This window comes from Chryseobacterium sp. T16E-39 (genome assembly GCF_002216065.1).
GTDB lineage: Bacteria > Bacteroidota > Bacteroidia > Flavobacteriales > Weeksellaceae > Chryseobacterium.
The window spans coordinates 2,762,289-2,785,294 of record NZ_CP022282.1; the positions used below are offsets into that span (position 1 = coordinate 2,762,289).

Annotated in this window: 14 protein-coding genes; 9 read left to right on the top strand and 5 right to left on the bottom strand. The window is 36.2% G+C overall.

Going from position 1 to position 23,006, the window contains the following annotated elements; all coding sequences use genetic code 11:
- Window positions 1-151: 151 nt before the first annotated feature.
- The 3 genes from CEY12_RS12500 to CEY12_RS12510 all read left to right on the top strand — a co-directional run bounded on the left by CEY12_RS12500 (window position 152) and on the right by CEY12_RS12510 (window position 3,294).
- A complete protein-coding gene (locus tag CEY12_RS12500) occupies window positions 152-1,564 on the top strand; it encodes a hypothetical protein (protein WP_089028012.1) in 1,413 nt (470 codons plus the stop codon).
- A complete protein-coding gene (locus CEY12_RS12505) occupies window positions 1,564-1,890 on the top strand; it encodes a nucleotide pyrophosphohydrolase (protein WP_034678907.1) in 327 nt (108 codons plus the stop codon). The genes CEY12_RS12500 and CEY12_RS12505 overlap by 1 nt, the downstream gene beginning before the upstream one ends.
- Before the next feature lie 186 nt (window positions 1,891-2,076).
- Entirely contained in the window at window positions 2,077-3,294 is a 1,218-nt protein-coding gene (locus tag CEY12_RS12510) for a 3-phosphoshikimate 1-carboxyvinyltransferase (RefSeq protein ID WP_089028013.1), read from the top strand.
- Between the two features lie 128 nt (window positions 3,295-3,422).
- On the opposite strand, the gene CEY12_RS12515 is transcribed toward CEY12_RS12510, so the two are convergent.
- Both CEY12_RS12515 and CEY12_RS12520 read right to left on the bottom strand, forming a co-directional pair.
- Window positions 3,423-4,163: a glucose 1-dehydrogenase gene (locus CEY12_RS12515; RefSeq protein WP_228409690.1), complete on the bottom strand. Its 741-nt coding sequence runs from the start codon at window positions 4,161-4,163 to the stop codon at window positions 3,423-3,425.
- Window positions 4,164-4,257: 94 nt separating this feature from the next.
- A complete protein-coding gene (locus CEY12_RS12520) occupies window positions 4,258-4,845 on the bottom strand; it encodes a Crp/Fnr family transcriptional regulator (RefSeq protein ID WP_089028015.1) in 588 nt (195 codons plus the stop codon).
- A gap of 190 nt (window positions 4,846-5,035) precedes the next feature.
- Between CEY12_RS12520 and CEY12_RS12525 the strand changes: the two genes are divergently transcribed.
- Entirely contained in the window at window positions 5,036-6,034 is a 999-nt protein-coding gene (locus CEY12_RS12525) for a phosphatidylinositol-specific phospholipase C (protein ID WP_228409691.1), read from the top strand.
- Window positions 6,035-6,120: 86 nt separating this feature from the next.
- Here CEY12_RS12525 and CEY12_RS12530 read toward each other — a convergent pair whose 3' ends face one another.
- The 3 genes from CEY12_RS12530 to CEY12_RS12540 form a co-directional block, all read right to left on the bottom strand.
- The gene (locus CEY12_RS12530) at window positions 6,121-7,950 is read right to left on the bottom strand and encodes an alkaline phosphatase (RefSeq protein WP_089028016.1); all 1,830 of its coding nucleotides are present in this window, start codon (window positions 7,948-7,950) and stop codon (window positions 6,121-6,123) included.
- Between the two features lie 167 nt (window positions 7,951-8,117).
- Window positions 8,118-9,626, bottom strand: a complete 1,509-nt coding sequence (locus CEY12_RS12535) for a RagB/SusD family nutrient uptake outer membrane protein (RefSeq protein WP_089028017.1) — start codon at window positions 9,624-9,626, stop codon at window positions 8,118-8,120.
- A 26-nt stretch (window positions 9,627-9,652) separates the two neighbouring features.
- Window positions 9,653-12,541 (bottom strand): SusC/RagA family TonB-linked outer membrane protein, encoded by a 2,889-nt coding sequence (locus CEY12_RS12540; RefSeq protein WP_089028018.1) that lies wholly within the window; start codon window positions 12,539-12,541, stop codon window positions 9,653-9,655.
- 440 nt (window positions 12,542-12,981) lie between these two features.
- Here CEY12_RS12540 and CEY12_RS12545 point away from each other — a divergent pair, with 440 nt between their 5' ends.
- From CEY12_RS12545 to CEY12_RS12565, 5 genes are all read left to right on the top strand, one after another.
- Window positions 12,982-13,770: an SDR family oxidoreductase gene (locus CEY12_RS12545; RefSeq protein ID WP_089028019.1), complete on the top strand. Its 789-nt coding sequence runs from the start codon at window positions 12,982-12,984 to the stop codon at window positions 13,768-13,770.
- A gap of 219 nt (window positions 13,771-13,989) precedes the next feature.
- Window positions 13,990-15,531: a hypothetical protein gene (locus CEY12_RS12550; protein WP_228409692.1), complete on the top strand. Its 1,542-nt coding sequence runs from the start codon at window positions 13,990-13,992 to the stop codon at window positions 15,529-15,531.
- 185 nt (window positions 15,532-15,716) lie between these two features.
- The gene (locus tag CEY12_RS12555) at window positions 15,717-18,893 is read left to right on the top strand and encodes a SusC/RagA family TonB-linked outer membrane protein (protein ID WP_089028021.1); all 3,177 of its coding nucleotides are present in this window, start codon (window positions 15,717-15,719) and stop codon (window positions 18,891-18,893) included.
- A gap of 22 nt (window positions 18,894-18,915) precedes the next feature.
- A complete protein-coding gene (locus tag CEY12_RS12560; protein WP_089028022.1) occupies window positions 18,916-20,391 on the top strand; it encodes a SusD/RagB family nutrient-binding outer membrane lipoprotein in 1,476 nt (491 codons plus the stop codon).
- 79 nt (window positions 20,392-20,470) lie between these two features.
- A complete protein-coding gene (locus CEY12_RS12565; RefSeq protein WP_089028023.1) occupies window positions 20,471-22,816 on the top strand; it encodes a phosphocholine-specific phospholipase C in 2,346 nt (781 codons plus the stop codon).
- Window positions 22,817-23,006 lie beyond the last annotated feature (190 nt).

Here is a 23,006-nt window from a genome sequence, read left to right on the forward strand (position 1 = left end):
GAAATAGTAATGGATATTTCTCTGCTAATTTTAGGCTGCAAAAATACAATATTTTTTCTAATATCCAAATAGGGAATCCATTTTTTTTAATTGATAAGAAATTTAAAGTATTTTCGTTAAATTTGAAATCTACATTTAAACTTTAATTTCGATGAAATTCAAATTATTACTGGCTTTTTCTTTTTGGATGCTTCTCATGGCTGTATCATGTAACAAAGACGATATAAGCTTTGATGCTCCTTCCCAACAATTAAGATTCTCAAGAGACACGGTATTCTGTGATACAGTATACCATCAGGTTCGCTCTGAAACTTATGTGGTAAAAGTATATAATAATGAGGATAAAGACATTTCAATTCCAAGGATCAATCTGGAAAAGGGAGCTGCTTCTTTATATAAAATCAATGTAGATGGAAAAGCGGGATATGATTTTAAAGATGTCCCTTTAAGAAAAAAAGACAGTCTTTATATTTTTGTTGAAATTGCGCCACAGGCTACAGGGCCTGAAGCTATTGCTGAAGATCGTGTGGTATTCACAAGTCCTGCCGGACAACAGCATGTAACTTTATTTTCTGTCGTTCAGGATGCTGAATTTTTTATTCAGACCCCAACCAATCCAAATGTTATTACCAACCATACCACCTGGGATAATACTAAGGCTAAAATTATTTACGGTGATTTAACCATTAATCCTAATATTACCTTAGATATCCAACCAGGAACTAAAGTATATTTCCATAAGAACAGCGGAATGAAAGTGGCCGCGGGTGCTACTTTAAATATCAATGGAACATTGAATAATGAGGTTGTTCTTCGTGGAGACCGAAATGATCCTTACTATGATACCATTCCTAAGAACTGGAATTCTATCCGCATGGATGTAGGATCCACGCTTAACATGAATTATGGAAGACTGTTTGGAGGGACAAGAGGTTTGGAAATGAAACAAACAAATGCAACGATCAGTAATTCATTTATTCATACCTTTCAGGAATATGGAATCTATGCTATAAATACTACCGTAAATGCAAAGAATCTTGTTATGAATAATTGTGGTGAGTCTGCAATAGGTATTTTTAAAGGAGGTACCCACAACTATATCCACTCAACAATAGCCAATTATTCTGCACCTTATGTAATGTCACAGCTTAATAGGAATGGAATTTTCGCCACCAATGAATGGAAGAATGATGCCGGACAGACAGAGCAGGGAGCATTACAGCTGAATGTAAAAAACAGTATTGTATATTCTGACAGGGATAATTCAGTGAATTTTGAGCAAACACCGGGTCAGGTATTTAACTTCCAATTTCAAAACTGTTTATTAAAGTATTCCAATACTTCTGAAGCAGGATTTAATTTTGAAAGTAATCCCAATGTTATTCAGAGCTTAAAAAATGAAGAACCGATGTTTGTCAATCGCTTTACGGCGCATCTCAATTTAAGAGTTAAGCCAACCTCACCGGCAAAAAATAAAGGAAACCTTGGTGTTGCAGCAAGTGTCCCGTTTGATATTGCTAATGTATCAAGAACTACCAGTCCAACTCTTGGAGCCTATCAATAATGGAAATTACCAATTTACAGCAGCAGGTGGATGAATGGATAAAAACCATTGGTGTCCGTTATTTTAATGAGCTTACCAATATGGCAATGCTTACAGAAGAAGTGGGAGAAGTAGCCCGAATTATTGCAAGAAGGTATGGTGAACAGAGTGAAAAAGAAAGCGATAAAAGTAAAGATCTAGGCGAGGAACTAGCAGATGTACTCTTTGTAACATTATGTTTAGCCAATCAGACCGGGGTCAATTTGCAAGAGGCTTTTGATAAAAAAATGAAGATAAAAACAGATCGCGACAAAGATCGGCATCAGAATAATGAAAAATTGAAGTAGAGATAGGCAGAAAGGCTACATCGCGGATTTGTAAAATCGTAAAATTGTCAATCCAATAAACGGTTGTCCCTGAGAACAAAACGAAGCAATCCCTTATTACTCTTAACCAGAACCTTAATGGTTATTAAGAGTCAAGTTTGTAGCCCTATAACCTAATATCTACTATCTATAAACCTAAGAGAAATAATGAAGTTAGAGAAATCAAAATTAGAAGGAGATCAAACAATACAAATCAGCGGTTCGAAAAGTATTTCGAATCGTTTGTTGATTTTGGAAAGTTTATTTAGTAATATAAAAATTGGAAATCTATCCAACTCTCAGGATACGGAAATGCTTACGAAAGCTTTGTCTGAAAATTCTGAAGTTGTAGATATCCACCATGCAGGAACTGCGATGCGTTTCCTTACCTCTTATTTTTCAATCTTTGAGGGCAGGGATACTATACTTACCGGTTCGGGAAGAATGAAAGAAAGGCCAATTAAAAACCTTGTCAATGCTTTACGGGACCTGGGAGCTGATATTGAATATATGGAGAATGAAGGTTTTCCTCCTTTAAAAATTAAAGGAAAGAAGATTACAAAATCCAATGTGAATGTTCCAGCGAATATTTCAAGCCAGTTTATTACCTCTTTGCTTCTTATTGCAGGAAAATTAGAAAATGGACTGGAGATCAACCTTGTCGGTGATATTACTTCCAGATCTTATATTGAAATGACGCTGGATATTATAACAAAGTTTGGAATTAATGCGACCTTTAACGGAAACACCATCAAGGTAGAGCCTTTTACAAACCCATCTTCTGTTATTCATTATGAGGTAGAAAGTGACTGGAGTTCTGCTTCCTATTTCTATTCGATCTGTGCACTGGGAAGAAAGACTTTGCACCTGAAAAGTTTCTATAAGCAATCTACCCAAGGAGATTCAGCGATCGCAAAAATTTATAAAGAGTTTTTTGGAATTACAACGATCTTCTCAGAAGATGAGCATAAAATTACTTTACAGCCAGATCCCAATTTTTCTTTTCCGGAAAAAATTGAGTTGGATATGAATAACTGTCCTGATATTGCGCAAACCCTTTGTGTAACAGCAGCTGCTTTAAAAATCCCTTTCGATATTTCGGGCCTTGGAACTTTAAGAGTAAAAGAAACAGACCGACTTCAGGCTTTATATAATGAGCTGAAAAAAATAGGAACAGAAACTGAAATTACAGACTTAACAATCAAGTCTGTAAGCTTTGGAGAGCCGGAAGAAAACATTTCCATCAGCACCTATCAGGATCATAGAATGGCAATGAGTTTTGCTCCATTCTGCCTGATCAAAGAACTTAATATCGAAGAAGAAAATGTGGTTGAAAAATCTTATCCTATGTTCTGGAAAGATCTGGCCAGCATCTTAATTTCATAATGCAACAATACTTCTAAAATAAAAAAGAACGATCTCATGAAGAGATCGTTCTTTTAATATAAACCCCGACAGGTAATAATAATACCATCCATCGGGTTTTATTTATCGGTCTTCCGAAACAGGATTCATTAGAGGTCCTTTAAACCTCCATCCAGCAATAATTCTGCACCCAGCATAAAACTTGAGTCATCCGAGGCCAGATAAAGCGCTGCAGCTGCCAATTCCTCTGGCATAGCCACACGTTTAGCTGGTGTAAAATTTCCCATAGCTTCCATCATTGCTAAAGCTCCTTCTGCACTGTCTGTAACCGAAGCAAACACAGGGGTATCCACAGGTCCAGGGCTTAAAGTATTAACACGTATTTTACGATCAAGCAGTTCGGAAGAAAAACTTCTGGCTAATGAACGTACAGCAGCCTTTGTTGCTGAATAAGCCGCATGGTTAGGAACACCCTTTCTATTGACTGTAGAGGAAACCAATACGACCGATGCCCCATCGTTTAATACAGGCAAGGCTTTTTGTACAGAAAAGAAAGCTCCTTTGAAATTGATGTCGCTAACTTTATCAAACTGTTCTTCAGTAAAATCTACTAGTGGTGCTATAACATAAACACCAGCATTGACGATCAGCGTGTCTACCTTACCAAAATGGTCTGCTACCGTTTGATAGATTCGGGTAAGATCATTCAGTTTGGAAACATCTCCCTGGATACCCAAACTGTTAGGACCAATCTCAGCGACAGCCTGATCAATAGTTCTTTGATTGCGACCTGTAATAACGACTTGAGCGCCTTCCTCTGCAAAACGTTTAGCGATGGCTAATCCAATACCACTGCTACCTCCGGTAACCACAGCTACCTTGTTCTTCATTTTTTGTGACATAACATTAAATTTAGACCACAAAGTTGAGAAGAACAGCCCACCCAAAACGATGAACTATTTTATGAAAAATAGGTGAACTGGTTCACTTTTTCCGCACTTTATCATTACGGATCTTCGACAAAAACTCACGTGTCATATTAAGATAAGAAGCAAGTGCATATTGTGGCAGGCGTTGTACGACCTTTGGATATGTGGCAACAAAATCATTATATCGCTCCTCAGCACTTTGGGTCAAATTTGATACGATCCTCCGTGCAAGGTAAGCCGCTGATTTTTCAGCCATCAATCGAAAAAGTGTCGCCAATTCCCAATTGGCATCTTTGAGTTCCTGCTCCGCCTGATGATCAATTTGAAGAATGATACTGTTTTCCAATGCTTCTACAAATTGTGTGGCAGGTGTCTGATGGATATAACTGTTATAATCCGACAGCCACCAATCCTCAACCGCAAACTGTATCGTATGTTCATTGCCTTTATCATCAATTACATACGAATGGAAAGCTCCTTTCAAAACATAAATCCTGTATTTGGCGACAAAGCCAGGCTGTATGATCATTTGTTTTCTTTTGATCCTGACCACCTGGAATGCAGCAGTCAGCCGTTCCATATTTTCAGTTGAAAGATGGGTTTTACGTTTTATATTCTCGAAAAAAGGTGAAAGGTCTTCCATAGGACTAAACTACAAATTTATGCATTTTTCAACATCACCTGCATCAATCAATTTTAAAGTCATTCCTTACGAATTTACGCTCTCCTTTTAGAAAACACAGCTCCATAACTTAATTATATATTAAAATTCAATTAACTCCCTCAATATAGATATATGAGTATTTTTAAGTTTAAATAAAATACTTTAAACTATGTTCAAATTCAACATGAGATATCTGACGATTCTCTTTTTCGGCATTGCTACTACCTCAACCATGCTTTCTTCATGTTCAGAAAACGTCATTGGAATGGATTCTGAGGACAAAAACCTTAGTCTCCATGACAATAAAATCAGCAAAGCCTCTCTTGCCTCAGTTGGAATAGGCAACTGGATGTCCGGATTAGAGGACAATACATCAATTTCTAAAATCTCAATTCCCGGCACTCACGATTCCGGAGCGATGAGAGAGGTTCCTTCGAACAGTGGTACTGCAAAAACTCAAAATCTTACGATTAGAGAGCAGCTTAATGCCGGTATCCGTTTTCTGGATATCCGTTGCAGACATATTGATAATTCTTTTGCCATTCATCATGGTGCTATTTATCAGAATTTAAATTTCGATGATGTATTGAGTGCTTGTTATACATTTTTAGACAATCATCCGACAGAAACAATCGTTATGTCTGTAAAGGAAGAATATAATGCTTCCAATACAACAAGGACTTTTGAACAAACATTTGATTCTTATATTCAAAAGAATCCTTCAAGATGGGACCTAGGGGTTAACATTCCTAATCTGGGATCTATCAGAGGTAAAATCAAATTACTAAGAAGGTTTTCTGCCGGAACATCAAAAGGAATTGATGCAACTTCCTGGGCGGACAACACCACTTTTGAAATTAACAACCCTGCTGCCTCTTTAAAAGTTCAGGATTATTATCAGGTAGGCAATAATGATGATAAATGGTCTAAGATTTCGGCATTGTATAATGAAGCAAAAGCAGATACAAGCGGTAAACTTTACATCAACTTTACCAGTGGCTATAAACCTTTAATATTCGGAATCCCAAGTATTCCAACTGTATCCAATAATATCAATCCTAAACTTAAAACATTATTTCAAAGCAGTCCTCAGGGATCTTATGGTATAATGCCTATCGATTTCGTTAATGCAGAATTGGCAGAACTGATCATTAAAACCAATTTTTAGATTAATTAATTGTTAGATATATTCAAAAACGGCTGTCTCATTTTCTGAGACAGCCGTTTATTTTTTTAAGGATTTAAAAAATTAGCCTAGTGTTTTTGAATCCCATAAGCTTCCAATATCTTATTGAAGATCTCCGTATTTTCAAAAAGGCCTGTAAAATTTTTGGAATGTGGACCATAAGCAAACACGCTGGAAGGAATGGATGTATGATCGTTGGTACTAAAATTTCCAAACACCCATCCATCTTTAAGGCTTCCGTCAAGAAGTGTTAAGCCTCCGGTTTCGTGATCTCCCAGAACAATAACCAGTGTTTCTTTATTTTCATCGGCAAATTTCATTGCTTTTCCTACCACATGATCAAAATCTAATAATTCAGTGACAAGCTGTTCAATATTATTACTGTGCCCACCTCCATCAGTTTGAGAAGCTTCTACCATCATAAAGAATCCTTTTTTATTTTCTTTTAAATCATTAAGGGTAAGGTCAAAGGCATCAGCTAACCAATTTCCTCTTCCATTCGTTATTCTTTGTGAAGCTAATGGATCAATAACCAAGGTCCTGTTATTGATTTTTTTTACAGATTTCAGATCCTGATAGATATCTATTTTGGCTTCTTTAATTTTCTGAATGTTTTCCGGAGTTAATCCATTGGTAGGTCCTCCAATCAGAATTTTAGTTTTGGAGCCTACAAAGTCTTTCAGAATGGGTTCCGAACTGTTTCTGTTATCTGAATGTGCATAAAAATCTGCGGGCGTAGCATCCGTAACATCTCCTGTGGAAATCAATCCTGAAGTCATTCCGTGACTGGCAATAATATCAGGAATCTGTGCTATTTCTTTCCCCATTTCATCAACACCAACAAAAGTATTCTTTGTCTTCACGCCAGTAGCAAATGCTGTGGAACCGGGAGCAGAGTCTGTAATATAGGCATTGGAAGAATTGGTTTTGGACAATCCTGTCGCTTTCATATTGAACACATTCAATTTCCCTTTATTTGCTGTAAATGCCGCATAATATTGAGGTAAAGAAGTTCCATCCGGAATCAGAAGAATTACATTTTTGACATTTTTAATGATCCCATCAGTTTTGTAGGTAGGAGTGTATGTGCTGTACTCTTTTGTATTTTTATAAAAGTTTTTTGGAATGGTATTCAGGAATTTTTTGAGGTCAGGAATATGATCGGTATTGATATAATCCACTCCCAGATCTATAAAATTTACCCATGCATTAGGAAAATCAGGAGCTCCGTAGAAACGTACTGGCTTTTGCTGTTCATGTGCAATTGCAACTGCTTTTTTTATTCTATCCGTTTCTTCATCTCTTGGAATCCCCTTTCCATTCCATTTTACCAATGCTTGTAAATCTGCACTGAACAGCCCTACTCTTTTGAGCTCATCAGGAGTATACCTTTTATCAAGATCTCCATCAAAGAAAAAATAGTCCGGGTAATTTTTAAAATCACCGGGCTGAGGCCGTCCTCCCGTAATTACAATTCTAATCCCCGGGTTTCCTGTAATTTCCGGATATTTTTTTAATATGTTTATCAATGCTGTAAGCGTTGTTTTGTAATCCTGCTTAACATCAATAAGCAATTGTAATTTCTTTTTGGAATCAGGATAGATATTCCCTTTATTCAGCTTAATTTGTTTTGAAATATTATCCAGATAAAGGCTCTCTAATGTTCTATCGGGTGACAATTCTTTTTCCGTATGAGCAACCCAAAGCTTATCATTGACCAGAAAAACATCTGCTTCAATAGATCCAAAGTTTGCATAGTAAGCTTGCCAGAAAGGAACTTCCTGTTCGTAATCGTTGTGTGAATGTGCATTACTCACATTATAATGTGAATAATTCTGTGCCTGATTCTGTGAAAAAATGGCCATGGCCAATAACACCCCTATCTTTATTTGTTTCATAATATCCTGTTTAAAGGCTAAAAGGCAAAAGAGCTAAATCGCGGATTTGCTAAATTGTAAATTTGTAGGTTCAGATGATTATCTATTTTTCCCTGTTAGAGAAGAATTTATTAACAATTTGCCCCACCACTCTCAAATTTCGAATCTCGCATCCCGAACCCTAAATTTTACCAGCCTGCATTTTGTTTTATAATCCCGTGGCTATTGACAATTTCGACTTGTGGAACTGCCCATACATTATGTACTGACGGATTGAAATTTCTGGAAGCCCAAACCACTTGTCCGCTGATTCCATGTAACGGTTGTGCATAAGTACTTTGAGCATCCCCCCAACGTACAAGGTCTCTGTGTCTGTCCGCCCATTCACCTGCCAGCTCACAACGTCTTTCATGTTTCAGATCAGCTAGTGTACATCCATTTTTTGATGCTAAGCCTGCACGGGTCCTGATCATATTGATTTCAATATCAGCATTCTGTCCCATCATAATTTTCGCTTCTGCTTTGATCAGAATTACCTCAGCATAACGCATAATTGGAACAGCAAGATCGGTGCACGGATAATCTCCGTTGGCACTTACATGCCCACTGTTTAATGCATACTTAAATGCATCCATATATTTATTAAACTGGTAGCCTGTAAGAGAATTGGTGGAAGCATATGTTCTCGGGCTTCCATTAAAAGTAAACTGATCTCCTAATTTCAGAATCGTTGTATTCCTTCTAAGGTCTCCTGTTTCATATTCGTCATACAGTTCTTTGGTGGGTTGAAAATATCCCCAGCCATTATACAACCCCCAACCTTTATTTTCAAGCATAACACCTGGAAGAATACTTCCCACTGCATTAAATTTAGGCGTACTGGGTATAGACCAAATATATTCTGAACTGTAATTATTCTCAGCTTTGAAAACATCTGCATAATTGTTTAGCAAACTTCTATTTCCTTTAGTCATCACTTCATTAGCCCAAAATGCAGCATTTTGCCAGTCTTTCATAAATAAATAAACTTTAGCCAAAAGTGCCCATGCCGCAGCTTTATGAGGCCTTCCGTAATCTTTTGCTAAAAGTTGTTCCTGCGCAGGTAATAACTCAGCAGCTTTCTTTAGGTCAGCTACAATATAATTGTAATTATCCATTACATTTGCAGCTCTAGGAATAGGATTGGTATCCGGCTCTTTTGTACGGTCTATGATTGGTATACCAGCTTTTTCATTCCCATAATTATAAGCGAGTTCAAAATACATTCTGCTACTCATAAATAAAGCTTCTCCCAAGTATTTATTTTTTATTGCAGCTGAAGTTTGAATATTGTCTATGTTCCTGATCACTCGGTTTGCCACTCCTATTACATTATATCTTTTATTCCATTGGGTTTCAAGATCCCCTGCTGCAATATAGTTACTGCTGAAATTCTTCGCATTATCCGCTTCACTTTTTGCCCTTCCGGTCACCATATCATCACTGGCATTGATAAACCAGAAAAATCCTCTTCCGTAAAATTCGCTATCAGATAATGGTTTATACATGGCATTAGCTCCAGTAATCAAATCATTTTCAGTCTTCCAAAAGCTTGCTTCAGTAGGTGTACCTTCTGGTTGAACATCCAATTCGTTTGCACAAGATGAGAGCACTACTGCAATCCCTGATACCCAAAATATTTTTTTGAAAAAATTCATTTTTTTAATTTTTAGTTGTTAAAAAATTACAGCCCTATTTCTACCCCGAAAATGAATGAACGCGCCTGCGGATATCTTCCGGTATCCACACCATAAGTATCCATTCCTACTTCAGGATCAAAGCCTGTATACTTGGTGATGGTAAACAAATTGTTTGTTGTCACATAAATTCTCAGCTTGGTTACATCAAGCTTCCCATATAATTCTTTGGGTAAAGAATAACCGATCGTAAGATTTTTCAATCTTAAGTAAGATCCATTTTCTACATAGAAATCCGATACTTTTGAATAGTTTCCGCTCGGATCTCCCTGTACCAACCTTGGAATATCCGTGTTGGTATTTTGTGGTGTCCAAGCATTGAGGATCTCCCTGTCCATATTATAGTTCTGCCCCGTTCCGCCCGGATTTAACGAAATAAACTTCAGTCCATTGAATATTTTGTTTCCATATACTCCCTGAAAGAAGACGTTGAGGTCAAAGTTTTTCCAGGTCATATTATAAGATAGTCCATAGGAAAACTTAGGATAAGGATTTCCGAGATTAACGAAATCATCATTGTTCAATGTTCCGGTGTTCCCGTCTTTTTTCAGGAACTTAATATCTCCCGGTTTGGCGTTCGGCTGTATCAGATTTCCGTTAATGTCTTTATAATTATTGATTTCTTCCTGGCTATTGAAGATACCTCCAGTCTTATAGCCATAGTAAGAATATAACGACTCACCTACTCTTATACGTGTCGGTTTTAAAACTCCCCTAACTCCATTGCTGTTGATAAAAATCTCATTAACATCAGCCAATTGCTTCACCGTATTTTTTAGTTGACTAAATGTCGCTCCAATAGAATAAGAAAAATCTCCCGTCTTTTTGCTGTTATAATTAATCCCTAATTCATATCCCTTATCCTGGAAGAGTCCTGCATTTATATATTGATTATTATAGGTTGCTGTACTCGGTAAGCTTACATTAAATATCTGATCTTTGGAGTTCTTCACGAAATAATCGAATTGTAAGGAAAGACTGTTATGCAGAAAAGAAGCATCTAATCCAAAATTGGTCTGTTCTGATTTCCCCCATTTCAAATTTGGATTAGGCCGTGTGGTCGCATAATAAGCAATATTCTGAGAAGGATCCTGTCCGAAAATAATGTTATTCTCCCTGATCATCAGAGGATTTACTGCCTGAGGAGAAATCCCGCCCAGGTTTCCTAAGATCCCGTAACTTCCTCTCCATTTTAAATTTGAAAGCCATGAAATATCACTCATAAAATTTTCTCGTGACATCACCCATGCACCGGAAACTGCATAGTAATTGGCAAAACGATTTTGCTTTGCTACCAAGGATGACCCATCCCTTCTGCCTAATACACTTACCACATATTTACCGGCATAATCGTAATTTACCCTTGCCAGATAAGACACTAAGGATTGTTGGTATTTATAGCTGGAAACATCTTTATTGGTATCGGCTGCATTTTGAAGATGTTGAAAGACCTCTACCTCACTTCTAAAGTCATAAGATTTCGCCGCAAATCCTTCATCAATTGTTTTCTGAAAAGTAAAACCACCCAGGAAGTCAAAATTATGTTTGTTAAGAGCTATTTTATAAGTAAGAAGCTGTTCAGCAAGAGCCGTTGATGAATTGTTTGACTGATATTCAAGATTATTGGTATCAAAAATTTTCCCAACTTCCAAGACTCTGTAAGTAAAATTCTTAACGGTCCCTATTTTGAATGTCTGAGAAAAATTTGATCTGAATTTAAGATCTTTGGCTAAAGTAATCTCTGCATAAGGATTGATAAGAATTTCATGGGTAGGATTCCTGATGCTGATCCTTTGAAGATAGGCTACCGGATTGATCATATCTCCGTAGCCTCCTGCCACATCAATTGGCAATCCTGAAAAAGCTCCATTAGGGGCATATACAGGAACATTTGGTGGGTAATACATTGCCGCAACCAGTGCGCCGGTATAACCGCTTTTCGTATCTGCAGTATTCCCGTCAGAGTAATTGTAATACATATTTTCTCCGATTGTCAACCAGTCTTTGATTTTATGTTCCGAATTAACCCTGAAGTTATATCTTTTTGCCTGTGTATTTAATAATATTCCCTCAAGATTTCTGTGATTCATTCCCACAAAAAATCTTGATTTTTCACTCCCTCCACTCAGGTTAAGATTATATTCCTGAATCGTCCCGGTCCTGAAAATTTCTTTCATCCAGTCTGTTCTGGTCACTCTTCCATCTGCATATTTTTCAGCATTAAAAGCTAAAGGTAAACTTCCAAGCTTTCCAGCATTTTCAAATGCCTGATACATCACATCCTGAAACTCGGCAGCATTTAAAGATTCTTTCAGTCTCCATGCTTTGTTAATACCATATTTTACATCAAAATCTACAGTGAGTGCTCCTTTTTTTCCTCTCTTAGTCGTAATAAGAATTACCCCTCCTGAAGATCTTGCTCCATAAATAGCTGCAGAAGCATCTTTAAGTACAGAAATATCCTGGATGTCATTAGGATTAATAGCAGGGGTCCCGTTAAACACCACTCCGTCTACAACATAAAGAGGGGTTTCCCCATTGATCCCTCCCAAACCGCGGATATTTACTTTTGGAGAACCATTGGGGTCTCCACCTTCGTTTACCACAGTTACTCCGGGAGTTTTGCCTTGAAGTACTTCACCTATTCCAGACAAAGATCTTGAACTCAGTTTATCCAGTGAGACTTCAGAAACGGCGCCAGATACTTTACTCTTTTTCTGCGTTCCATATCCTACAACCACAACCTCATCTATGGATTTTTCTTTCAGGCTGTCTTTTTTCTGGGACAACAGTACCGGTGATATACACAGAGCACCAATTAATAGTCCCCGGCCTGTTAAATAGGCCACCGAGACAGGGGTTTTCAATACAGTCATTGCATGTCTTTGTTTTCGGATGCAAAATTAGAACAGCTTTATTGGTAGGGTCATTAACATTTTTTTATATTTTTATTAAGAAATAGTAATTACAGCAATTAAAAAACCCACACAAATAACTAAATATCAAACAGATAATAATAAAATAAACATTATTCTCATATTCCCTACATGGTTAAGATTAACTTTATTTTAAGTTTAATGATAGGGATCAATAATAGCGTTACGTGGCAGAATATGATCATTTATCTTTAAGGCTGTATTTTCACATAGAATAATTTATTGATAGAGTTCATTATTCTTTTTTTACATTTGCTGAAAATCAATTTCCATTGACTATAGATGAAGAATTAAAAATTGTGGTATTCGATAAAAGACACAGAAAATTTGTCATTAGCAGGAAAAAGAATAAAAACAATTCTAAAAAGAAATAAAAAGAAATGACCATTATCATCACCGGAACTTCATCAGGAATAGGTTTTGTTTTAGCAGAATATTTTGGAAAGAAAGGACATCACGTATATGGATTAAGCAGAAAACATACTGAAAGCCAATATTTCAAATCTATACCCACCGACGTTACTGACAACAATGCTGTTCAAAATGCAATTACTGAGATCCTGAAAACAGAAACAAAAATTGATGTACTGATCAACAATGCAGGAATGGGAATGGTAGGTGCAGTCGAAGATTCTTCAAAAGAAGATATCCTGAAGTTATTCAATCTTAATCTGGTGGGTTCTGTTCAAATGATGAGCGCAGTAATGCCGGCAATGCGTCAACACAAATTCGGAAAAATTATTAATATTTCAAGTATAGGAAGTGAAATGGGACTTCCTTTCCGCGGATTTTACTCCGCATCAAAATCAGCTTTGGATAAAGTAACTGAAGCCATGCGCTATGAAGTATATCCATGGAATATTGAGGTGTGCTCATTACATTTAGGAGATATCAAAACCAATATCGCTGAAAACCGGGTAAGAACAAAAGTTTCTGAACCCTATAAAACTATTTTTGATAAGGTATATGCTTTAATGAATTCTCATGTGGGAGATGGAACAGAACCTTTAGAGGTTGCAGAATATATTGAAAATCTACTGGGCAAAAAGAAATGGAAAGCTCACTATTATTTTGGTAAATTCGGACAAAAAATTGGAGTTCCATTGAAATGGATCCTTCCTCAGGGAACCTATGAAAATTTAATGAAAAAATACAATAAACTGGACTAGTTTCCGGTTAGTATGAGATGTGCGGGTTTTTGGGACGAAAGGCAAAAAGCAGAGAAGCAAAATTGTTGATTTGTTAAATCGTAAAATTGCCAATCCAATGAAGGTTTGTTTATTTCAAGGAAGGAGAATTTCATAATGGTTTAAATAGGTGTAGTATTGAAGTTATTTCTGAAAATATTTTTTGTATTATTTTGCGTTTTCGTTCAGGCGCAAAAGAAGATGTATTGGCTTACTGATCTACAAACCAAGCAGACAAAAAAAGTAAAAGACTCTGCCTCTGCGGTAAAGTTTCTTGATTCTTTGGCTCAAAGCAATTATTTTTTCACTCAATTAAAAGAAGTGAAAATAAAGGGAGACAGTACAGAAATCATTTATGATAAAGGCAAAAACTTTAATGAAACCTATGTGAATCTTTCAGATTCTATCGTTGGAAGGCTAAAGATCAAAAAGGATTTTTTTACCAAAAATTTAGATTCAACAAAAAAAAATATCAACAAAAAATATATTGATGACGGTTATTCTTTTAGCAGAATCAAATCCAAATACAAGGGTCAAAAAAATGGCTATCCCATTGTAGAACTGGAAATCAATAAAAACGATAAAAGAACGATCAATGGTTTTGTGATTAAGGGATATGAAAAAGTTCCCAAAAGGTTTATCAAAAATCTGGAAAAAGATTTTAAAGGAAAAACATACGATGACAAAAACCTGATCGCCATTAATAAGAATTTTCAGAGCCATCCATTTGTTTCTTTAGAACGCCCGCCGCAAACCCTTTTCACGAAAGATTCTACGCAGATCTATCTTTTTATGGAAAAGAAAAAGACGAATACTTTTGATGGGGTGATTGGTTTTGGGAATGATAAAACAGATAAATTTACACTCAACGGAACCCTGAACGTCAATTTCAGGAATATGTTTAATGGTTTTGAAACGGTCAATCTATATTGGCAGCGAAACCCTGATAAAGGGCAGACATTTGATCTGCAGACGGATATTCCTTACCTCTTTAAATCTAATGTAGGTTTGAATATGAAGATCAATATCTTCAGACAGGACTCTACTTTTGCCAATGTAAAATTACTCCCTGCACTTTATTATCATATTAACAACAGGTATAAGATTGGTCTGAGAGGAACCTTTGAAACCTCAAGCATCATCGATACTTTATATGTACAGGGTAAAGATTACAACAAAAAAGGGATTGGAGTATGGCTTGATATGACTGAGCCTACCGATATTGATCTTTTCCTTTATAAGACCAAAATTAACGCAGGATATGATTTCCTTACCACAACCTATACAAAGGATAATATCAAAGCCAATCAAAATCAGTTCTACTTCTTTGGGGAGCATAATTATCATATTTCAGGCAATCACTTTCTCAATATAAAAGCGGAAGGTGCAATGATGGATTCAAAAATTGAATTTTCGGCCAACGAACTCTATCGCTTTGGAGGTTGGAATTCTATGCGAGGATTTAATGAAAAATCCCTTGCAGCCGATTTTTATTATTATGGAGGACTGGAATATAGATATCTGATCGGAAGTCAGGCCTTTTTTGATTTCTTCGGACAATATGGACAGCTCAACAATAAATCCTTAAATGTAAAACCCAAGCTCTACAGTGTCGGCCTCGGATTTAACTTCTTTATTCCTATCGGACTGATGAGTTTCCAGATTTCCAATGGTAACGAATTTGGAAATCCATTCAAATTTAATGACATTAAAATTCACTGGGGGATTTTAAGTAGATTTTAAGCTCAAATCCGATTATCACTAAAAATTCAACCGTTTAAAATAAAGCAAAAAAAGTGATATAAGTTGTTTTTTCTGCTTTATTATTACATTAACATTCATTAAGTAAATTCATGAAATGATATTTTTATCTTAACATATCATTAAGATATAGGTAACAGTACAGCGCTAAATTTGTCCTCAAAAAAATGAAGAAGACTTTAGCTACTTTTGCAATTTTTTTGCTCCCCCTATATTTAACTGCTCAAGAAATTAATATTTCCGGAAATGTAAAATCCGAAAACGGAACTGGTGTTTCCGGAGTCAGTGTCACTGATAAAAACACAGGAAAATCAGCAACAACTGACGAAAATGGTAATTTCACGATTACCGCAAATCCTAAAGATATTCTGGAATTTTTCTCACCCGATTATTCTTCCTATACTGTTGAGGTTTCTTCAAAAAGACAATATTCGATTGTTTTAAAGAAGGTGAATGAAAAGCAAATTGAAGGAGTGGTAATCACTGCTCTAGGTATTGCCAAAAAGAAAGAAAAAATTGGATATTCCACCCAGGAAGTTGGGACAAAACAATTTGAATCGATAACGACTCCCAGCATCGGAAACTTATTCTCCGGTCAGGTTGCCGGATTAAATATTTCAAATCCTACCGGAATGCAGCAGGCACCTGAATTTACGTTAAGAGGAAATTCCAATCTGGTTTTTGTAATAGATGGTGTCATTGTTGAAAAAGAAGTTTTCCAGAATTTAGATCCTAATAATATTGATAACATCAATGTACTGAAAGGGGCTACTGCTTCAGCATTATATGGATCAAGAGGTAGATACGGAGCGGTTTTAATTACCACAAAAAGTGCTAAAAAGAAAGGCTTTACAGTAGAGTTCTCTCAAAATACAATGATCAGTGCGGGTTTTACCAATCTTCCGAAAACTCAGACTCAATATGGAAACGGATCGCACGGAAAGTATGAATTCTGGGATGGTGCCGATGGAGGGGTGAATGATGGAGACATGATCTGGGGACCTAAGTTTGTTCCCGGATTAAAGATCGCACAATGGAACAGCCCGATTCGGGATAAGACTACAGGACAGGTTATCCCATGGTACGGAACCGTTGCAGGAAGCCAGTATAATGATAAATCAAGATATGAAAGAGTTCCTATTGATTGGGAATATCACGACAATTTAAATACATTCCTAAAACCTGCTGTTATCAATAACAACAGCTTCTCTGTAAGTTACAAAAGTAATAAAGATATATACAGGTTATCGGGTAATTTCATGAATTATGACGACAGAGTTCCTGATGCTTCCCTAAAACGCTACGGGATTAATTTCTCCTCAGAGAATCACCTGACGGATAAATTAATTTTTGATACAAAATTTAACTTTACCCAAACCTTTACTCCTAACATCCCCAATTACGATTACAACCCAAGTGGACATATGTACACTATTCTTATATGGATGGGGGGCGATGTAAACGGAAAAGATCTAAAAAATCATATGTGGGTTCCCGGCCAGGAAGGAAGAACACAAGCAAACTGGAATTATGCCTGGTATAATAACCCTTGGTTTGGGGCAAATTATTATAAAAACCAAAACCGAACGGATGTAATCAATGCTCAAACCGGTCTGGAATATAAAGTAACCAAAGATTTCTCTGTAAAGGGTAAAGTATCCATTGTTGAAAATCACAATAAACAGGAAATTTTAAGCCCCTATTCTTATTTTAATTACAGTGCCCCAAGAAGCGGCGGGTATATTCTGAATGATGAAAAAACATGGAATCTTAACTCGGATGTTTTAGCAACTTATAAGAAAAAGTTCTCAGAAAATTTCGACATTGCTGTTAACGCCGGAGCTTCCACATTCTATTATAAAAATAATAAGGATAATGCTTCAACAGACGGATTGAAAGTACCGGAACAGTATGAATTATCCAACTCTGCAGGAGCCATAAAATACTACGATTATCTGAAGGAAAAACTGATTTACAGTACTTACGGTACTATAGATATTGGTTTGTATAATGCATTTTTCTTTAACGTTTCAGGACGTAATGACTGGTCATCTACTTTACCAAAGGCTAACAGGTCTTACTTTTATCCATCTGCTTCATTAAGTGCAGTTATATCTAACCTTGTTAAGATGCCAGAGTCTATTAACCTATTAAAGCTTTCTGCTTCGTGGGCGAAGGTAGCATATGATTTCCAACCGTATTCGATCAGGAATTATTATTTAAATAATGATGGAATAACTTTTAATGGAAACCCTACCAATTATTATCCAACAACGTTAAATTATGAGAATTCTCTAAAGCCGGAACAGACAAAATCGTATGAACTAGGTTTAAGCGCCGGATTGTTTAACAACAGAGTAACATTGGATGCTACTTACTTCAGGACTTTGGATTATAATAACATCCTTCAGTTTCCAAGTGCGGAGTCTTCAGGTTTTAAATCTCAATATGTAAATGGTAATGAATATACCACTAAAGGTTTTGAAGTCTCTCTGGGATTGGTTCCTGTAAGAACAAAAGATTTCACATGGAGATCCTTGATCAACTGGAGTACCTATGAACAAAAACTGACTTCTATCTATGATAATATGTCTAATTACAGAAATATCCAATTAGGAGAAAGAATGGATAGTTACTACGATTATACATGGCAAAAATCACCGGAAGGAAAAGTTATTCTAAATGCTGAAACAGGTATGCCTACCAAAGCTACTACTCCTACTAATTTAGGACATTTCAATCCAGACTGGACCTTCGGATTTAATAACACTTTCAAATACAAAAAATTCACTTTGAACATCGGTATTGATGGAAGCGTTGGTGGGGTGATGAGGTCTCAGGTAGTTGAAAAAATGTGGTGGGGTGGAAAGCATCCGAATTCTGTACAATACAGAGATCAGGAATACGCCAACCCGGGAACTTATTATTTCGTTCCTGATGGTGTTAATTATAATGCCGCAACCGGTACTTACACTCCACATACCAAGCCTATAAGCTTCCAGGATTGGGCGCAGAACTATCCTTACCAGGCAAGAGTAACCGAGGCTGAAAGTGAAGAATTTGCGAATGTATTTGACCGCACCTTTGTAAAATTAAGATCGGTGATTTTAGAATATGACTTCTCCTATTTACTTAATCCTAAGGGATTCGTGAAAAATTTCACGGTTAATATCTCCGGATATAATCTTGCAATGTGGAAAAAATCTAAAAACCTGTACTCAGATCCTGACTTTAAAATAGGGGTAGGAAATGATAGTAAAGACCCATCAAAAGTCGGTTCTGGAAATGATATCCAGGATCCTTCCAGCCGCTGGTTTGGAATAGGCTTTAACCTTAAATTTTAATTAAAATAATATTTCAGTCAAAATGAAAAACATTATAAAATCATTCCTCCTTATAGGAGCTTTCGCACTGACGTCATGTGAAACCAGCCTTGATACCATCAATGAAAATCCAAATGATCAGGCCAGTATTGATCCTAAATCTCTTCTAACCTATGTTGCAAAAGATGCTTTCCAGGTAAATGGAGATAATATGTATGCCTCTAGAATGATGATCGGAACAGATGGAGAAAACTCATACCAATATATGAAATGGAATGAAGCCTCTTTTGAAATCTACACTAAAGGGCTTTTAAACACGGGTAAGATCATACAGGAAGCGGAGAGGATCAATAATAAAAACTATATTGCTATTGGTAAATTTTTCAGAGCTTATTATTTTTATAATCTAAGTTTAAAATTGGGAAGTATACCCTATTCAGAGGCAGTAAAAGGAGAATCTGGAATTACTCAACCTAAATATGATAGTCAGGAAGCAGTAATGTCCGGAATATTAACTGAGCTGAAAGAAGCCAATGACCTCATCAATACGAGTGATAAAATAGAAGGAGATATTGTTTATAATGGTGATGCTACCAAATGGAAAAAACTTATTAATTCTTTTCGCCTGAAAATTTTAATTTCGCTTTCCAAAAAAACAACGGTAGGAAATTACACTATTGCCACAGAATTTGCTTCTATTGCAGGAAGCCAGCCTTTGATGTCTTCCATTACAGATAATGGAGAACTTAAGTTTGCAGATGCTGCAGACAGCCGATATACGATGTTCAATAACAGTGGGTATGGTTCAAGTTTATACATGGCAGATTATTTTATCAACTTATTTAAAAGCAGACAGGATCCACGCCTATTTACTTTCGCTGCTCAAACAACAGGAGCAAAAGAAGCAGGAAAACCAATCACTGATTTTACAGGATACAATGGAGGAAATCCAACATCTCCATATTCCGATAATGCGGCGTTAGTGGCTGCAAAAAACATTTCAAAAGTTAATGACCGTTTTTATAAGGATCCTACTAATGAGCCATCTTCAGTCCTTAGCTATCCTGAGTTAGAATTTATTTTGGCAGAGGCCACTGCAAGGGGGTGGATTTCAGGTTCTGCTAAAACGCATTATGACAATGCCATTAAAGGGAGCTTTAGTTTTTATCAGACCTATGTTAAGAATCCAAATCTCTATTTTTCAGGATTTAATGTCAATAACTATTTAACGACTCCTTTAGTTGTTTACGATAACTCCGCATCATTACCCAATCAGCTGGAGAAAATTATGACCCAAAAATATATGACAATGTTCCATCAGTCACAATGGACATCCTATTATGATTACTTAAGAACCGGGTATCCTAATTATCCTTTACAGACTGGGGTTGCAGCACCATTCAGATTCAGATATCCACAGAGTGAATATAATTATAACAATGCCAATCTTAAAGCGGCTCTGGCAGCTCAGTATGGTGGAAATGACAATATTAACTCAAAGCCTTGGTGGTTACAATAAAACTCTAACATTTTAATTTACTTGAAAGAAATCGCCGGAAATACTATTATCTTGCGGTTTCTTTCTTATTTAATTCAACATGAACAGAAAAGAATTTTTACAGAAGTCAAGTTTGTTGTTGGCTGGTTTAGGAACTTCAAGTGTCTTACATCCTTCCATTTTAAAAGCACTTACTATAGAACCCGCTGCTTTATCCACATTTTACGATGCCGAACATGTCGTTATTCTCATGCAGGAGAACCGTTCATTTGATCATGCTTTCGGTTCATTAAAAGGTGTAAGGGGCTTCCTTGATAAGAAAGCTTTCGTAAAACAAGATGGACAATCTGTTTTTTTTCAGAAAGGAAATGATGGGAAATATGCTTCTCCTGCCCGTTTAGATTTAAGAAATACAAAATCTACCTGGATGAGTTCATTGCCTCACTCCTGGTCCGACCAACAAAAAGCTTTTAATAAAGGAAAATACGACCAGTGGTTACAATCAAAATCTTCAGGAAATAAAGATTATAAAAACATCCCACTTACCTTAGGCTATTATAACCGTGAAGATCTACCATTTTATTATCAACTGGCCGATGCATTTACCATATTCGATCAATATTTTTGTTCTTCCCTTACCGGTACGACGCCGAACCGTCTTTTTCATTGGTCAGGAACTTTAAGAGAGCAGCAAACCGGTAAAGTAAAAGCCAATGTTTATAATGAAAATATTGACTATGATAAGAACCATCAGGCGAGATGGAAAAGTTTTCCCGAAATATTAGAAGATCAAAATGTTTCGTGGAAGATATATCAAAATGAAATCAGCCTTCCCAAGGGAATGTCCGGAGAACAGGAAGCCTGGCTAAGTAATTTTACAGATAATCCTATCGAATGGTTTTCATCATTTAATGTCAAATTCTCAAAAGGATATTATAAAAACATCCCTAATATTATCAATTACCTGAAACAGGAAATTGAAAAAAATCCCAATCAAAAAGAAAAATTAGAAGGATTGATTGCAGAACTCCAGGAAGATCTGATAAAATATCATCCGGATAATTATTCAAAATTATCCCAGAAGGACAGGAATCTTCATGAAAAGGCGTTTACCACTAATTCGGGAGATCCTGATTTTTGGAATTTAGAAATAGGAAATGATGAGCATGGAGAAAAATTAGTCGTCCCAAAAGGAGATGTATTATTCCAGTTCCGTAAAGATGTAGAAGAGAAAAAACTTCCATTAGTTTCGTGGCTGGTTGCTCCGGAACATTTTTCAGACCATCCCGGCTCACCCTGGTATGGAGCCTGGTACATTTCTGAGGTTTTAAATATTCTTACAAAAGATCCTGAAACCTGGAAAAAAACCATCTTCATTATTAATTATGATGAAAATGATGGATATTTTGATCATGTTTTGCCATTTGCCCCTCCATTAAATCCAAGCCAGCCTGTTGATATGAACGGGAAAGAGGGCTCGGAATATGTGAATAAAAACCAGGAGTATATGTCTTCTCCCAAGGTAAAAGATTATGAACGTATTGAAGGAACCGTCGGTTTGGGATACAGAGTACCTATGATCATAGCCTCGCCATGGACAAAAGGGGGCTTTGTAAATTCTGAAGTTTCAGATCATACTTCTGTATTGCAGTTTCTTGAGAAGTTTATTAAGAAAAAATTCAATAAGGATACTACTGTGGAGAACATCAGCGAATGGAGAAGGGCTATTTGCGGAGATCTTATTTCAGCTTTCAACTCTTCTAATGTTAAAGCACCACAGATGGATTATCTGGATCAGAAGGAATATGCAAAAACCATCAATGCTGCTAAAAATAAACCTGTTCCAGATCTAAAATGGCATTCGGAAAATGAGCTTAGTGATACCTTATTGGAAATTCAGGAAAGAGGGATAAAGCCTTCTAATGCATTACCCTACAACTATCATGTCAATCTGGAGGGTGAGCATATTACCATGACCAATCTTAAAGAGGCAGGAATTCCTTTACTGATCTATGACAGGACAAAATTTGAAAACGGGAATTATTATTTTTCATATGCCTTGTATTCAAAACAGAAATTATCACATTCTGTATCTTTTGACAGGTATGATTACGAAGTCTTTGGTCCGAATGGTTTCTTTAGGAAATTCAAAGGAACTCAAAAACCTGATTTTGAAATTCAATTAATAAATGATATCCAAAATACCGGGGTTCAACTGATCTTCAAAAAGAATACAAAAGAAAACATTTCTGTACTTCTGGAAGATCTTTATGAGAAAAACAGCAAAACAATCAGCTTCAACAAAAATGAAGAAAGATTACCTATCAGCCTGAATAAAAATAAAGGATGGTATGATTTAAAACTGACTATTCGGGATCATACCTGGCATTTTTCAGGGAGAATAGAAACAGGAAAAACCTCGATTTCAGATCCCCACTGGGTGTAATAAAAATTGATCTAAAAAATTGTATAGCCTTGCATGTTTGTGTGCAAGGCTTTTTTTGTAAAAGTATAATTGTAATACTCATCAATCCTTGAATTAATAGGTGAAATCAAGGTATTGACATAGATCTTTAAAATTATTATTTCTCTAATTTGTGACAAAAAATATACCATGCATCCCATCTAAAATAAGG

Excerpts from the sequence above, each read along its gene's own strand:
- CEY12_RS12500 (WP_089028012.1), top strand. The coding sequence starts at position 152 with ATGAAATTCAAATTATTACTGGCTTTTTCTTTTTGGATGCTTCTCATG.
- CEY12_RS12505 (WP_034678907.1), top strand. The coding sequence starts at position 1,564 with ATGGAAATTACCAATTTACAGCAGCAGGTGGATGAATGGATAAAAACC.
- CEY12_RS12510 (WP_089028013.1), top strand. The coding sequence starts at position 2,077 with ATGAAGTTAGAGAAATCAAAATTAGAAGGAGATCAAACAATACAAATC.
- CEY12_RS12515 (WP_228409690.1), bottom strand. The coding sequence starts at position 4,163 with ATGAAGAACAAGGTAGCTGTGGTTACCGGAGGTAGCAGTGGTATTGGA.
- CEY12_RS12520 (WP_089028015.1), bottom strand. The coding sequence starts at position 4,845 with ATGGAAGACCTTTCACCTTTTTTCGAGAATATAAAACGTAAAACCCAT.
- CEY12_RS12525 (WP_228409691.1), top strand. The coding sequence starts at position 5,036 with ATGTTCAAATTCAACATGAGATATCTGACGATTCTCTTTTTCGGCATT.
- CEY12_RS12530 (WP_089028016.1), bottom strand. The coding sequence starts at position 7,950 with ATGAAACAAATAAAGATAGGGGTGTTATTGGCCATGGCCATTTTTTCA.
- CEY12_RS12535 (WP_089028017.1), bottom strand. The coding sequence starts at position 9,626 with ATGAATTTTTTCAAAAAAATATTTTGGGTATCAGGGATTGCAGTAGTG.
- CEY12_RS12540 (WP_089028018.1), bottom strand. The coding sequence starts at position 12,541 with ATGACTGTATTGAAAACCCCTGTCTCGGTGGCCTATTTAACAGGCCGG.
- CEY12_RS12545 (WP_089028019.1), top strand. The coding sequence starts at position 12,982 with ATGACCATTATCATCACCGGAACTTCATCAGGAATAGGTTTTGTTTTA.
- CEY12_RS12550 (WP_228409692.1), top strand. The coding sequence starts at position 13,990 with ATGTATTGGCTTACTGATCTACAAACCAAGCAGACAAAAAAAGTAAAA.
- CEY12_RS12555 (WP_089028021.1), top strand. The coding sequence starts at position 15,717 with ATGAAGAAGACTTTAGCTACTTTTGCAATTTTTTTGCTCCCCCTATAT.
- CEY12_RS12560 (WP_089028022.1), top strand. The coding sequence starts at position 18,916 with ATGAAAAACATTATAAAATCATTCCTCCTTATAGGAGCTTTCGCACTG.
- CEY12_RS12565 (WP_089028023.1), top strand. The coding sequence starts at position 20,471 with ATGAACAGAAAAGAATTTTTACAGAAGTCAAGTTTGTTGTTGGCTGGT.